Origin of the sequence: Streptomyces sp. BE20 (genome assembly GCF_036322525.1) — a bacterium.
GTDB lineage: Bacteria > Actinomycetota > Actinomycetes > Streptomycetales > Streptomycetaceae > Kitasatospora.
In genome coordinates, this window is sequence record NZ_JAQYWW010001204.1 from 14,913 (window position 1) to 28,928 (window position 14,016).

Annotated in this window: 10 protein-coding genes; 3 read left to right on the plus strand and 7 right to left on the minus strand. The window is 73.0% G+C overall.

The window, feature by feature from the left end; all coding sequences use genetic code 11:
• Positions 1–69: 69 nt before the first annotated feature.
• A complete protein-coding gene (locus PUR61_RS40900) occupies positions 70–1,200 on the minus strand; it encodes a hypothetical protein (RefSeq protein WP_329885030.1) in 1,131 nt (376 codons plus the stop codon).
• A gap of 303 nt (positions 1,201–1,503) precedes the next feature.
• Positions 1,504–3,354 carry an asparagine synthase (glutamine-hydrolyzing) gene (asnB, locus tag PUR61_RS40905; RefSeq protein WP_329885031.1) on the minus strand — a complete coding sequence of 617 codons (1,851 nt, stop codon included), beginning with the start codon at positions 3,352–3,354 and terminating at the stop codon, positions 1,504–1,506.
• 316 nt (positions 3,355–3,670) lie between these two features.
• Here asnB and PUR61_RS40910 point away from each other — a divergent pair, with 316 nt between their 5' ends.
• From PUR61_RS40910 to PUR61_RS40920, 3 genes are all read left to right on the plus strand, one after another.
• Complete coding sequence (locus PUR61_RS40910) at positions 3,671–3,955, plus strand: hypothetical protein (protein ID WP_327683601.1); 285 nt, start codon at positions 3,671–3,673, stop codon at positions 3,953–3,955.
• A 122-nt stretch (positions 3,956–4,077) separates the two neighbouring features.
• Positions 4,078–5,904 carry a glutamine--fructose-6-phosphate transaminase (isomerizing) gene (gene glmS, locus PUR61_RS40915; protein WP_329885032.1) on the plus strand — a complete coding sequence of 609 codons (1,827 nt, stop codon included), beginning with the start codon at positions 4,078–4,080 and terminating at the stop codon, positions 5,902–5,904.
• Positions 5,905–6,227: 323 nt separating this feature from the next.
• Positions 6,228–6,431, plus strand: a complete 204-nt coding sequence (locus PUR61_RS40920) for a cold-shock protein (RefSeq protein WP_042388274.1) — start codon at positions 6,228–6,230, stop codon at positions 6,429–6,431.
• A 129-nt stretch (positions 6,432–6,560) separates the two neighbouring features.
• Here PUR61_RS40920 and PUR61_RS40925 read toward each other — a convergent pair whose 3' ends face one another.
• The 5 genes from PUR61_RS40925 to PUR61_RS40945 all read right to left on the minus strand — a co-directional run bounded on the left by PUR61_RS40925 (position 6,561) and on the right by PUR61_RS40945 (position 13,982).
• Positions 6,561–8,207: an amidohydrolase gene (locus PUR61_RS40925; protein ID WP_329885033.1), complete on the minus strand. Its 1,647-nt coding sequence runs from the start codon at positions 8,205–8,207 to the stop codon at positions 6,561–6,563.
• Positions 8,204–9,637, minus strand: coding sequence for an APC family permease (locus PUR61_RS40930; protein ID WP_329885034.1), 1,434 nt, complete (start codon positions 9,635–9,637; stop codon positions 8,204–8,206). The genes PUR61_RS40925 and PUR61_RS40930 overlap by 4 nt, the downstream gene beginning before the upstream one ends.
• Before the next feature lie 115 nt (positions 9,638–9,752).
• Positions 9,753–10,697, minus strand: a complete 945-nt coding sequence (locus PUR61_RS40935; protein WP_329885035.1) for an Lrp/AsnC family transcriptional regulator — start codon at positions 10,695–10,697, stop codon at positions 9,753–9,755.
• A 129-nt stretch (positions 10,698–10,826) separates the two neighbouring features.
• A complete protein-coding gene (locus PUR61_RS40940; protein ID WP_329885036.1) occupies positions 10,827–12,005 on the minus strand; it encodes a serine hydrolase domain-containing protein in 1,179 nt (392 codons plus the stop codon).
• A gap of 186 nt (positions 12,006–12,191) precedes the next feature.
• Positions 12,192–13,982, minus strand: coding sequence for a glycoside hydrolase family 35 protein (locus PUR61_RS40945; RefSeq protein WP_329885037.1), 1,791 nt, complete (start codon positions 13,980–13,982; stop codon positions 12,192–12,194).
• Between the last annotated feature and the right edge of the window lie 34 nt (positions 13,983–14,016).

Below are 14,016 nucleotides of genomic sequence, written 5' to 3' on the forward strand. Positions count from 1 at the left end.
CCTGGGACGGAACTGTTCCGGCGGGCCGGCCGAACCGGCGACCCGGTCGGGCGAGCGAGGACGGGCCGGTCAGTCGAGCGAGGAGGAGAGCCCGCCCGCGGAGCGGCAGTAGCCCTGCATCTCCGAGCTGGTGATCTTGGCGCAGAGCCGCCCGGCCGCACCGCCGTCCGTGTAGTTGACCGTGTAGTAGCTGACCAGGCCCTCGGCACAGGCCTTGCGCTGCCAGCCGTCGGCGGCGGTGGCGCACTGCTGGGCGGCCCAGTCCTCGCGGTCCAGGTTGTACTTCATGGTCCGCGAGCCCACCCCCCGGCTGCAGTCCACCGACCCGCCGCTCGCCTTGCCGTTGAGGCACCACTTCAGCGCCTCGGCGTAGACCTCGGGGTGGTTCGGGTAGTCGTGCGAGGAGAGGTAGAAGGTCGGCGCGTAGAAGAAGCAGGCCGACTGGAACAGCGAGGGCTGCTCCTTGCACGGGTAGAGCGGGTCCTGGGCGATCTTGTCGGCCGGCAGGTTCGCCTTCGCCTTCTCGTCCTCCTCGTCCGGGCCGAAGAGCTGCATGAACAGGCCCTCCGAGCAGCGGATCCGGTTCTGGTCGGTGGGGAACTTGTTGCACAGGTCCCGCGCCTTGGCCACGTCCTGCTTGGCGACGAACATGGTGCCGTGACCGACGCCGTGGATGCACGGGCCGCTGTTCTTGGGCGCGCAGAGCTTGAGCAGGTCCGTCTCGGGCTGGGCGGAGGCGTTCAGCATCTCCTCGACGGCGCCGTGCAGGTAGCCCGCGGCGCAGGTCTCGTGCGGGAAGGAGATGACCTTCTGGAAGTCGGCGTTGAAGCGCTTGACCGCCGCGTGCCCGAGCTCGTGGGCGATCGGGTGGCAGAACCGGACGGTGTACGGCAGCTGCTTGGTGATCCTGTCCAGGTCGGCCAGCGCGACCCCGGGATCGGTGGACTCCATCTCGGCCATCAGCTTGTTGCGCAGCGTCGAGCGGGTCCACACCGCCGGGTCCCCGGTCGGGGTGGCGCTCACGGCCGGCTGCGCGGTGCCGGCGGGCGCGGCGCCCGCCGTTCCGGCGGTGCCGTCCGCGGTGTTCTCCCCGGCCGTCGCGGCGACCGGAGCGGGCGTCCAGTCGGTGACGGCCACCGACCCCAGGCCCAGGACCCCCAGCAGCAGGGCGGTGAGAATCGCGAATGCTCGCGGATGCATGGCGGAGATCCCCCGGCGGATCGAGACGGACGGGTCGCTCCCCATCCTGACGGCACGGGGGTGGGATTCCGCGTTTTCGACCGCCATTCGGGAGGTGTCGGCGACGCTATCGCACGTCCGGGCCGGTCGGCGACGCGGGCCGCCCCCGGTCGCCGGACCGCCGGACGACCCGTCACCCGGCCCGTCCTACGACCTGTCACCCGGCTCGGCGCCGGTCCGTCACCCGGCCCGCTGCGCGGTTCGCCGTGAACCCGGACGGCGCAGCGGGCGACGTACGCCGTCCGGGTGAACGCCGGCGGGCGGTCAGAGTTCGAGCGACACCTGGTACTCCGTCAGCCAGGCGTTCAGGTCCAGCGCCAGATCGGCCGCCAGCCGGACCGACTGCGGATCGGTGTCCGGTGCGAGCGCGTCGGCCAGTGCCCGCCGGTCCAGCAGGTCGAGCACCGGGGCGGCGCGGTCGGAGGTCAGCTCGGCCAGTTCGCTGCGGAGCATCTCCGGGTAGTGCGGGTCCTGCACGCTCGGGTAGGGGCTCTTCATCCGGTCGGCGATCTCGTCCGGCAGCACGTTCCGGACGGCGGCGCGCAGCAGGCTCTTCTCCCGGCCGTCGAAGTGCTTCATCGACCACGGCGTGTTGAAGACGTACTGCACCAGCCGGTGGTCGCAGAACGGCACCCGCACCTCCAGCCCGTTGGCCATGCTCATCCGGTCCTTGCGGTCGAGCAGGATGCAGACGAAGCGGGTCAGGTTCAGGTACGAGATCTCCCGCATCCGCCGCTCGAACGGGTCGGCGTCCGGCAGGTGCGGGACTTCGGCGAGCGCCTCCCGGTACCGGGCGTGCCGGTAGCCGGCGAGGTCGAGCTTGCCGAGCAGCTCCCGGTCGATCAGCTGTTCGCGCGGACCGGCGCCCGTCCCGCCGAGCCTGGTCAGCGAGGCCGCCCAGGGGAAGTCGTCCGCGTTCACCGCCTGCGGGTCGTGGAACCAGCTGTAGCCGCCGAACAGTTCGTCCGCCGACTCGCCGGACAGCGCCACCGTCGACTGCCGGCGCACCTCCTTGAAGAGGAGCAGCAGCGAGGTGTCCATGTCGCCGAAGCCGCCCGGCAGGTCCCTGGCGCGCAGCGCGGCCATCCGGTGCGTCCGGTCGGTGAGTGCGGCGCTGTCCAGCTCGATCACCCGGTGGTCGGCGCCCACGTACCGGGCGAGCAGTGCGGCGTACGGGCCGTCCGGCGTGGAGCGGACCGCGTCCGCGAGGAAGTGCTCGCTCTGTCCGGCGAAGTCGACCGCGAAGGAGCGGACCGGCCCGGCGCCCGCCGCGCGCAGCGCCTTGGCGGCCAGCGCGGTGACGGCGCTGGAGTCGAGGCCGCCGGACAGCAGTGAGCAGAGCGGCACGTCCGAGTCCAGTTGGCGGTGGACGATGTCGTCGAGCAGGGCCCGGACGGTGGCGACGGTGGTGGCGAGGTCCTGGGTGTGCCGGCGTGCCTCCAGCGCCCAGTAGCGGCGGACCGTGACGCCGCTGCGCCGCACCCGGACCACGTGGCCGGGCCGCACCTCCGAGATACCGCGGTACGGGGTGAGGCCGGGGGTCCTCGTCAGGGCCAGCAGTTCGCGCAGCCCGTCCAGGTCGACCACCGCGCGCACCGAGGGGTGGGCGAACAGGGCCTTCGGCTCGGAGCCGAAGACCACGCCGTCCGGGGTGGGGTGGTAGTGCAGCGGCTTGACACCCATCCGGTCGCGGACGAGCACCAGCTCCTCGCTGCGGGCGTCCCAGATCGCGAAGGCGAACATGCCGTTGAGCCGCTCGGCGAGGTGCTCGCCCCACTCCAGGTAGGCGTGCAGCACCACCTCGGTGTCGCTGCGGGTGCGGAACCGGTGGCCGGCCGCCTCCAGCTCGGCGCGCAGCTCGCGGTGGTTGTACACCTCTCCGCTGTACGTGAGGGCGGCCAGCGTCCGGCCGTCGTGCTCGGCCGTCATCGGCTGGACACCGCCCTCGACGTCGATCACGGCGAGGCGGCGGTGACCGAGTGCGGCGTGCCGTTCCAGGTGGATGCCGCCCGCATCCGGGCCGCGGCAGAGCTGGGTGGCCGTCATCGTGTCGAGCACTGGCCGTTCGAGGGTGAGGTCGCGGTCGTAGGCGACCCATCCGGTGATGCCGCACATCAGCAAGCCTCCGGTTCTTCCGACACGAATCTCCGAGACGAATCCGGTGTCCTGATCCGTCTCCCCCGATGCGTAGTCGGGGAATCACGCTACGTGGTGGTACGTGCTCGCACAAGGGTGCGCGGGCGGGGTGGGCGGGCTCGCCGGGCGTCCGCCGTGCCGATCGTTCGCCCGCCCGTTCGCCCGTCCGATGCTTCGTTCGACAGGCCGGCGCGGGCCAGGATCAGGCCGGGTGGGCGTCGAACCTCGCGAGATCTGCCCGAATTCGGGCAAGATCTTTGAACTCGGTGCCGGATCCGGCCTAGGCTCCCTCTTCGTGTCCAGCTCACCCGGTCCCTCGCACCCTCACGAAGACCTGCTCGCCCACCTCACCCGGACCAGCCCGCTCGGGCCCCGCGAGGCGGCGCGGGTGGTGGCGGAGGTGCTGGCCTACTTCTCCGAGACCACGGAGGAGTACGTCCGCCGCCGCCACGGTGAGCTCCAGGCGCGCGGTCTGACCAACGAGAGGATCTTCGCCCGGCTCGCCGAGGAGCTGCCCGCCCGCCGTGTCGCGGCGCCGGGACTCTCCGCGCGACAGCTGCGCCGGATCGTCTACGGCTGACGGACCCGTCCGAAGTCATTCGTCCGAGGCCCGCCGACCGCGGTCGGCGACGGCCTCCCGGCCCGACCCTCCGGGCCCCGCCCTGCCTCCCGCCTGCCCCCTGTCTTCGAGGAGTCCACCCCATGTGCGGAATCGTGGCCTACATCGGCCCCAAGGACGCGACCCCCTTCCTGCTGGAGGGCCTGGCCCGGCTGGAGTACCGCGGCTACGACTCGGCGGGCGTCGCGGTCGCCGGGCGCACCGGCGGGCTCAAGGTCCGCAAGGTCAAGGGCCGGGTCGCCGACCTCGCCGCGGCCGTCCCGGCCCGCTTCAAGGGGACCACCGGCATCGGCCACACCCGCTGGGCCACCCACGGCGTGCCCAGTGACGCCAACGCCCACCCGCACCTGGACAACGCCGGGCGGATCGCCGTCGTCCACAACGGCATCATCGAGAACGCCGACGAGCTGCGGGCCAAGCTCGCCGCCGACGGCGCGGTCTTCCGCTCCGAGACCGACACCGAGGTGCTCGGCCACCTGATCGCCGCGCACGCCGCGGAGGGCGTGGAGCTGGAGGACGCCGTGCGCGCCGCCCTCGCCATGGTCGTCGGCACCTACGGCATCGCCGTCCTCGACGCCGAGCAGCCGGACCGGATCGTGGTCGCCCGCAACGGCAGCCCGATCGTGCTCGGCATCGGGGAGAAGGAGATGTTCGCCGCCTCCGACGTCTCCGCGCTCGTCCGCTACACCCGCCAGGTCGTCCACCTGGAGGACGGCGAGCTGGCCACCGTCCGCGCCGACGGCTTCCGCACGTTCACCGAGGACGCCCGCACCACCCATCGCCAGCCGTCCACCGTCGACTGGGAGATCGACTCCTACGACACCGGCGGCTTCGCGCACTTCCTGCTCAAGGAGATCCACGAGCAGCCCGGCTCGGTCGAGCGCACCCTCGGCGGCCGGCTCGACGAGCGGTTCGCCACCGCCCACCTCGGCGGCCTCAACCTCGACGCCCGGGAGCTGCGCGAGATCCGCCGGGTCAAGATCCTCGGCTGCGGCTCCGCCTACTACGCGGGCGAGATGGGGGCCCAGCTCATCGAGGAGCTCGCCCGCATCCCCGCGCACAGCGAGCCCGCCTCCGAGTTCCGCTACCGCAACCCGGTCATCGAGGCCGACACCCTCTACATCGCGGTCAGCCAGTCCGGTGAGACCTACGACACCCTCGCCGCCGTCCAGGAGGTCAAGCGCAAGGGCGGGCGGGTGCTGGGCGTCGTCAACACCGTCGGCAGCGCGATCGCCCGCGAGTGCGACGGCGGCATCTACCTGCACGCCGGTCCGGAGATCTCGGTCGCCTCGACCAAGGCGTTCACCTCCACCGTCGTGGCGTTCGCCCTGATCGCCCTGCACTTCGGCCGGATCCACGACCTCTCCCCGGCCGACGGCCGCCGCATCGTCACCGCCCTCAAGGCGCTCCCCGACCAGATCCGCGAGGTCCTCGCGCAGAGCGACGCCATCGCCGAGCTCGCCGCCGAGTACGCCGGGTCCGAGGGCATGATGTTCATCGGCCGGGTCCGCGGCTTCCCCGTCGCCCGTGAGGGCGCGCAGAAGCTCAAGGAGATCTCCTACGTCCACGCCGAGGCGTACCCGGCGAGCGAGCTCAAGCACGGACCGCTGGCCCTGATCAGCCCCGAACTGCCCACCGTGGCCCTGGTCCCGGACGACGAGCTGCTCGACAAGAACCTCACCACGCTCGGCGAGATCAAGGCCCGCTCCGGCCGGGTGCTCGCCGTCGCGCACCGCCGCCCCGACGCGAAGCTCGCCGACCACTGCATCCTGGTGCCCAGGAGCGAGCCGGAGCTCGACCCGCTGCTCCTCAACATCCCGCTCCAGCTGCTGGCGTACCACGCCGCGGTCGCACTGGAGCGGGACGTCGACAAGCCCCGCAACCTGGCGAAGAGCGTGACGGTGGAGTAGCCGACCGAACAGCCGGTCCGGGCCCGAACCGGGTCCGGACCGGGTCGGAGAACCCGGGACGGCGGGGCGCGGCGGAACCCGGGAAGAAAGACCCGCCGTTCCGCCCCGGGACCTGCTACAGTCGATGTCAGTTGCAGTTTCGGTTCCCATGAACTTTGTGTGCGCCTGCCGGTTGTGACCGCTGGCGCATTTTTTGTTTCTCCGGAATTTTCCTCGAATTTCTTCGGATTTTCTAGGAGTCTTCTTCTGGGTGGGTACTCATAGCGGCGACGCGGATCCTGCGAGGTGCGGGCTCCGGGAATTGCCTTTCAAGGAGAATTTTAATGGCTAATGGCACCGTGAAGTGGTTCAACGCGGAAAAGGGCTTCGGCTTCATCGAGCAGGAGGGTGGCGGCCCGGACGTCTTCGCCCACTACTCGAACATCAACGCCCAGGGCTTCCGTGAGCTGCTCGAGGGCCAGAAGGTCGAGTTCGACGTCACGCAGGGCCAGAAGGGCCCGCAGGCGGAGAACATTCGCCCGCTGTAGTACCACCCGCTGATCGGTCACCCGCCGAACAGCCAGGGCCTGCACCGCGTTCCGCGCGGTGCAGGCCCTTCGGCATGTCCGGGCCCGGGTGTCCGGGGCATGTCCGGCCCCGGACACCCGACCCGGGTGTCAGCCGGCGCGGTGGACCACCTCGCCGCCGACGACCGTCAGGTCGGCCCGGGCTTCCAGGAACGCCTTCGGGTCCACGGCGAAGAGATCCTCCGAGAACAGCACCAGATCGCCCAGCTTGCCCGGAGTGATCGAACCCAGCCGGTCCTCCAGGAAGTTCGCGTGGGCACTGCCGAGGGTGTAGCCGCGCAGGGCGTCGGCCAGCGGGACGGTCTCCTCCGGCACCCAGGGCTCCCCGCCGGCCAGCCCCTGGCGGGTGACCGCCGTGTAGAGGCCGACCAGCGGGTCCATCTCGGCCACGTTCCAGTCGCTGGAGAAGGCCAGCACCGCGCCCGCGTCCCGCAGGCTGCGCATCGGCCACGCCTTGGACCAGCGCTGCTCGCCGACCGCCTCGGCCCAGTCGCGGCCCGGCCCGGCGATGTCGGGGGAGCAGTGCCGCGGCTGCATGCAGGCGACCACGCCGAGCCCGGCGAAGCGGGGCACGTCGGCCGGGTCGAGGCACTCGACGTGGACCACCTGGTGCCGGGCGTCCCGGGGGCCGTTCACCCGGCGGGCGTGCTCGACGGCGTCCAGGACGGTACGGATGCCCCGGTCGCCGGTGGCGTGCACGAAGGCCTGGAAGCCGGCCGCGTCGAGCCGGGTCAGCACCTCGGCGAACTCCCCGGCCGGGTAGAAGGTCTCGCCGCGGTGGCTGTGGTGGCCCGCGTACGGCTCCAGCAGGGCGGCGGTGTGCGGCTCGACCACGTCGTCGATGTACAGCTTGAGCGGCCCGACCCGGAAGCGGTCGCCGCGGTGGCGGCGGGCCGCGGCCGCGAACTCCGCGAGGTCCGCGTCGGTGGTGCCGCGGGGGTGGAACAGCGCGGCGACCAGGCGGGAGCGCAGCCGGCCCTCGGCGATGGCCCGCTCGAACAGCGCCAGGTCGTCCAGCGAGTTCTGCGGTTCGACGACGGTCGTCAGGCCGTACCGGGCGGCCAGGTCGAGGCTGGCGCAGAGCCGGCCGTACTGGCGGTCCGGCGCGGCCCAGGGGACGCCGGCGGCGCGCAGCGCCCGGTGGCCGTCGCGGGAGAGGCCGCGGACCGCGAAGTCGGTGAGGAACCCGGTGGGCTCGCCGGTGGCCGGGTCCTTCCGGACGGTGCCGAAGGCGAGCTCCTCGGTCTGCGCGGTGATGCCGAGGCGGCGCAGGGCGGCGGTGTTCAGCCAGGCGGTGTGCACGTCGTAGCTGAGGACGAAGGCCGGCCGGTCGCCGGTGAACGGGTCGAGGTCGGCGGCGGTGGGCATCCGCCCCTCGGGGACGGCGGAGTAGTCGAAGGCCTCCGCCTCGATCCACTCGGCGTCGGGGTTGCGGCGCAGCCAGTCGGCGATCCGGCGGCCGATCTCGGGGAGGTCGGCGGCGCCGGCGAGCTGGACGCAGGCCGCGTCGGACCCGAGCCGGACGTGGTTGTGGCTGTCGATGAAGCCGGGCACGAGCAGCCGGCCGCGCGCGTCGACCACCTCGGTGCCGGGGCCGGTCAGGTCGCGCCAGCCGTCGCCGTCGCCGACCCAGGCGATCCGGCCGTCGCGGACGGCGACGGCTTCGGCGCGGGGGCGCCGGTCGTCGACGGTGTGGACGTGGGCGTTGTGGACGATCAGTTCGGCGGGGCGGTTCACGGGTGCTCCGGGCTGGTGGTGGCGGCGGCGAGGGCGGGAGCGGTGGTGGTGGCGGGTGACTGGTCCGCGGGGAGGCTGAGCACCCAGTGGGTACCGGTCCGCGGGCGCAGGTACGCGAACCAGTAGAGGACGCCGGCGGCCAGCACCGCGAGGGTGATCAGCAGGTCGCGCCAGGACTGCTGGGTGAGCGTGTACCCCAGGACGACGGTGGTGAGGACGGGCGCGAGCGGCCAGAGCGGCATCCGCCAGGCGTCGGTGGAGCGGTGCCGCCCGCGCCGGGCGGCGAGCGCGGCGACGCCGAGCAGCAGGTAGATCACGGCGACCACCACACCGGTGAAGCCGAGCAGCGCGTCGATCGGCACGGTCAGTGCCAGGACCGCGCCGGGCAGGCCGATGGCCAGGGTGGCGACCCAGGGCGAGCCCCAGCGCGGGTGCAGGGTGCCGAGCGCGCGGTTGACCGGGTCGGGCCAGGTGCGGTCACGGGCCGAGGCGTAGAGCACCCGGCCGTTCTGGATCACCATCACGATGACGGCGTTGAGGATCGCGGCGGCGATGCAGAGGCTCACGAAGGTGCCCACGCCGCTGCCCGCCCAGTCGTCGACCACCGCGACCAGGTCGCCCGCCGCCAGCTGGTCCGGGGAGGCGACGCCCAGACAGATCGCGACGACCGGCAGGGTGATCACCAGGACCCCGGCGAGCAGTGACCAGAGCACGGTCCGGGCGACCGAGCGGCGGGGGTCGCGCAGGTCCTCGGACAGGTAGACGGCGGTGCCGAAACCGTTGTACGTGAAGATCGCGACGGCCAGCCCGGAGATCAGCAGGCCCGCGGTGAACGGCGAGGTGCCGCCCTGGCCGTCCGGTACGACCGCGTGCACCAGGGTCGACACCGGCTGGCGGACGTGCGTCAGGCCCAGCACGGTGACGATTGCCGCGGCGAGGACCTCCAGCCCCAGGAAGACACCGGTGATCAGCGCGTTCGACTTGATGTCCAGGACGCCGACGGCGACCGCCACGACCATCACCAGGGCGCCGGCGACGGCCGGGTCCATGGTGAGGACCGAGCCCAGGTAACCGGCGGTGCCGAGCGCGATGATCGGTGGGATCACCAGCAGCGAGACGATCGAGATCACGAAGACCAGCCAGCCGGCCGGCCTGCCGAGCACCTGTCCGACGATCGAGTACTCGCCGCCCGCGCTGGGCACCAGAGTGCCGAGTTCGGCGTAGCAGAGGCCGACCCCGAGCGAGAGCACCGCGGCGACCAGCAGGCTGATCACCGCGCCGCTGCCCTGCGACTGGAGCAGCGGCGGCACGACGATGAAGAGCGACGACGCGGGCGTGACGCAGGACAGGGTCAGCAGGACCCCGCCGAACACGCCCAGGGAACGCGGCAGCGCCGCGACCTGGGACGGAGGGGGTGGGGAGGACGCCATCGGGGACCGGACTCTCTCGCGGGGGAAGGTGTCCGGCCATTGAAGGTTGGCGAAAAGAACGCGTCAAGGACGTGTCGGTATCGTTTCACCTGCTACTTGCAAGATGTCCGGCGGATCATTCGCGCAGTGGCGTCCCGGGCGATCCGATCGCCTGGTCGATGGGTAGATCGTAGGTGTAGGACTCCTTCACGATGTCCAGGTGCACCCACGTCTCCGAGCGGGTCACGCCGGGCAGCGCGCGCACCGCCTCCAGGCCCGTGAACAGCGCGGGCCGGTCCGGCGCGTCGAGACCGCAGACCACGTCGAACCGGCCGTAGCCGGAGGCCACGTAGTTCACCCCCGGCAGCGCGGCGGCGGCCTCCGCCACCGCCCGGGCCGGCCCCCGTACGCCCAGACCGACCCCGGCCGCCTCCCGCACCCCCAGTGCGCGCGACTCCACCAGCCCGGTCACATGGACCGCGCCCACCTCCAGCAGGCGCAGCACCCGCGCCCGGGTGGCCGGCTGGGAGAGGCCGATCCGCTCGGCCAGCGCGGTGAAACTGGCCCGCCCGTCCAGCTGAAGCATCCCGAGCAGCCGCCGGTCCGTGGTGTCCAGCTCGGGCGGCGGCCCCGCCCGGACGCCCGCCACCACGGGGGAGTAGGCGTCCCGGACCAGCTCGGCGCACCGGAACACCTCCAGCCCCCGGACGCCGGGAACCGCCCGGAGCGCCGCGAACTCACGCTCCAGCGCGCCCTCGTCGGCGACCCGGACCTCGGTGATCACACTCTGCGGGCCGGCCGTGCAGGAGACGAAGCTGGCCGCCCGGCGCCCGGCGGCCATCGCCGCCACCGCCCGGACCGGGCCGGCCACGTCCAGTGACACGTGGGCCACCGTCTCGATGCCGGCGACCGAGGGCGGCACGATCCCGACGATCCGCACCTCGCCCCGCTGGAGCAGCCGTTGCACCCGGGCCCGGGCCGCCTCGCGCGAGATGCCGAGCAGCTCGGACAGCCGTTGGTAGCTGACCCTGCCGTCCCGCTGCAGCTCGTGGACGAGGGCGGCGTCGGTCGTGTCGAGCACGCGGGGCTCCTGGGGACGGGGCGGGGGAGTCCCGGCAATCTACCCCGACCGCCCGCGGAGCCCGGCCCGCCCGCCCCGGCCCGGCCGCTCCCCCGGCCCCGGCTCGTCCGCCCCGGCCCGGCCCGCCGGTCAGCCGACCGTGCCGCTGCGCGCGGCGTCGGTCCGGGAGACCGCCGCGGCCCGTACGGCCGCTGCGGCCAGGCGGTGGTTCTCGGCAGCACCGCCGCCGCCACCGGCGCTGAAGCTGCGGCGGGTGTAGCTGTAGGCGACACCGCTGCGCGGGTCGGCGAACGACTGGGCGCCCACCGCGCCGCTGTGCCCGAAGGACTCCGGCCCGAGGAACGCGTAGCGGGAGCTCTGGGCCTCGAAGCCGAGGCCGAAGTGGTCCTGCTCGCCCGTCACCAGGTCGGTACCGCGGGTGCGGACCGGACCGAACTCGGCGATCGTCCCGGCCGTGAGCAGGGGCGGACGCCCGTCCAGGCCGTGCGCCGCCGCCGCGTACATCGCCGCCAGCCCGCGCGCGTTGCCCACCCCGCCGGAGGAGGCCGGGCCCTGGGCGCGGACCGAGCGGGTGTTGGCGAACTCCACCAGATCGGTGGGCGGGGCGGCGTTCAGGTTGAAGGCGATCCCGGTGATGCTGTCGGGCGCGGGCCCGTCGGCCTGCCGCCCCGGGGCCGGACGGGCCGGCCGCACCGGCAGGTAACGCGGTTCCAGCTCGGCGGGCAGCCCGAGATGGAAGTCCAGCCCGAACGGCGCCCTGACCCGCTCCTCGAACAGCTCCTGGAGCGAACGGCCGGTCCGTCGGCGGACCACCTCGCCGGTGAGCGCGCCGATCACGAAGGCGTGGTAGCCGTAGGCGGTACCGGGCTCCCAGAACGGCTTCTGGCGCGCCAGCCGTTCGGCGAGCCGGCGGTCGTCCGCCAGTTCCTCGGAGGTGAACCCGCCGTCGACGCCGATCAGCCCCGCCCGGTGTTCCAGCAGCTGCCGCAAGGTGATTCCGGCCTTGCCCTCGGCGGCGAACTCCGGCCACTCCCGGGCCACTTCCTCGTCGAGGTGCAGCACGCCCTCCTGCACGAGCAGCGCCACCAGCAGGTGCGCCGCGCCCTTGGCCGAGGAGTAGAGGGCGAACAGCGAATCGCCGGACACCCCCTCGCCGGCCCAGAGGTCCACCACCCGCCGTCCGTCCAGGTGGACGGCCAGCTGTGCGCCGCCGCCCTCCGGCTCCTCGGCGACGACGGCGGCGAACTCCGCCCGTACCTCCTCGAACCCGGGCGCGACGCTCCCGCTCACACCGGTGCTGCTGGACATGGTTCCCCCTCGGACGGCGACCGCAGGCCGTGATCACCGGCCTGCCGCTCCGTCAACCACGGCGGGGGTGGAGTGATTCCGGGGCGGACGGGGAGATTCCGCGCCGTCCGGCCGCCCTCGGCCCGAGGGCGGCCGGACGCGGACCGCACCCGGCCGACCCGCGGCGACCCCGGCAGGGGCCGGGGGTCAGTAGTCGGCGCTGGGGGCGCGGGTGGTGTCACCGAGGTCGGGCCGGTCGCGGAGCTCCAGGACCTCGCCGTGACGGTCGAATTCGAGGACGACCAGGGTGTTGCGGCCGGCGCGCCAGAGCGGGCCGGGGGCGTAGAGGGTGCGCTGCGGCCCCTCGTGGGTGTAGCGGCCGAGGAGGAAGCCGTTGAGCCAGAGGAGGCCCCGGCCCCAGGCGGGGAGCGCGACGAAGGCGTCGGCCGGGGCGTCGAGGTCGGTCTCGAAGCGGTGGAAGGCGGGGTCGCCGTCGTCCACCCCGGTGGTCCCGTCGAAGACCAGGGCGTCGAGGTCGGTGAGCGGCAGCGGGCGGATCTCCCAGCCGAAGAGCCGCTGCCGGTCGTGCGAGACGCCGCGGCCGATGCCCTTGCGGTCGTCCATCTGGGGGCCGTAGTTGGTCCGGCCGAGGGCCTCGACCAGGATGTCCAGGGTCACGCCGGCCGGGCCGGTCTCCAGCGGGACGGTCTCGCCCGGGGTGTTGCGGTCCAGGACACCGATCGGGCGGCCGTCGGCGAAGATCTGGGCGCGGTCGCCGATGCCGTCGATGCGCAACGGCATGGCGGGCCGCGGACCGGGGACGTGGGTGCGGTAGTGGATCAGTCCGAGGGACTGGCCGACGTTCTCCATCGGCTCGGGCGCGGCCCGGCGTACCGGGGCGGAGAGCGCGTCGAGGGAGTCCAGCAGGCGGGCCCGGCCGGTCGGACGGTCGAGTTGGCGTGGCGTCAGGCGGGGCGGGAGATCGGGGAGTTCACCCTCGGGCAGTGGCACGTACCGGCCGATCACGGCGCGCAGGGCGTGGAACTTCTCCGTGAGCTCGCCCGCCTCGCCGATCGGCGCGTCGTAGTCGTAGCTGGTGACCGTCGGCTCGTACCCGGAGTCGTACGGGTTCGCGCCCGAGTGGTTGGCACCGGCCCAGAAGCCGAAGTTGGTGCCGCCGTGCGCCATGTAGAGGTTGACCGAGGCGCCGGTGGCGAGCAGTTCGTCCAGCGAGCGGGCGGACTCCTCGGCGTCCCGGACGTGGTGCGGCTCGCCGGTCCGGTCGAACCAGCCGATCCAGAACTCCATCGCGGCGAGCGGGCCCTGGGGCTGCTGGCGGCGGAGCACCTCGAACCGCTCGGGGGCTCGGGAGCCGAAGGTGGCGGTGGCGAGCAGGCCGGGGATCGCGCCGCCCTGCTGCATGTAGTCCTCGGAGCCGTCCGTGGTGAACAGCAGGCAGTCCACGCCGCGCGTGACCAGGCCGTCCCGCAGGTGCGCCAGGTAGGCGGCGTCGTTGCCGTAGCTGCCGTACTCGTTCTCGACCTGGACCGCGACCACCGGGCCGCCCCGGCCGGCCAGCAGGGGCAGCAACTCGGGTGCCAGGGCGTCGAACCAGCCGTCCACCTCGGCCAGGAAAGCCGGGTCGGAGCTGCGCAGCCGCATCCCGCCGGCGGCGAGCAGCCGGGCCGGCAGACCGCCGAACTCCCACTCGGCGCAGATGTACGGGCCGGGGCGGAGGATGACGTCCAGGTCGTGCGTCTGCGCCAGCCGGACGAACCGGGCGATGTCCCGCCAGCCGGTGAAGTCCACCTCGCCCGAGGGGAGCTCGTGGAAGTTCCAGGGGATGTAGGTGTCCACGGTGTTCGCACCGAGGGCACGCAGTCTGCGCAGCCGGTCGTCCCAGAGGTCCGGATGGACGCGGAAGTAGTGCAGGGCACCGGAAACGATGCGGTGCGGCGCGCCGTCGCGGCGGAATCCGGTGTCGTCGTAGTCGAGCATGCGGTGACCAGCTTTCGATGGTGCGCGGGCTGCC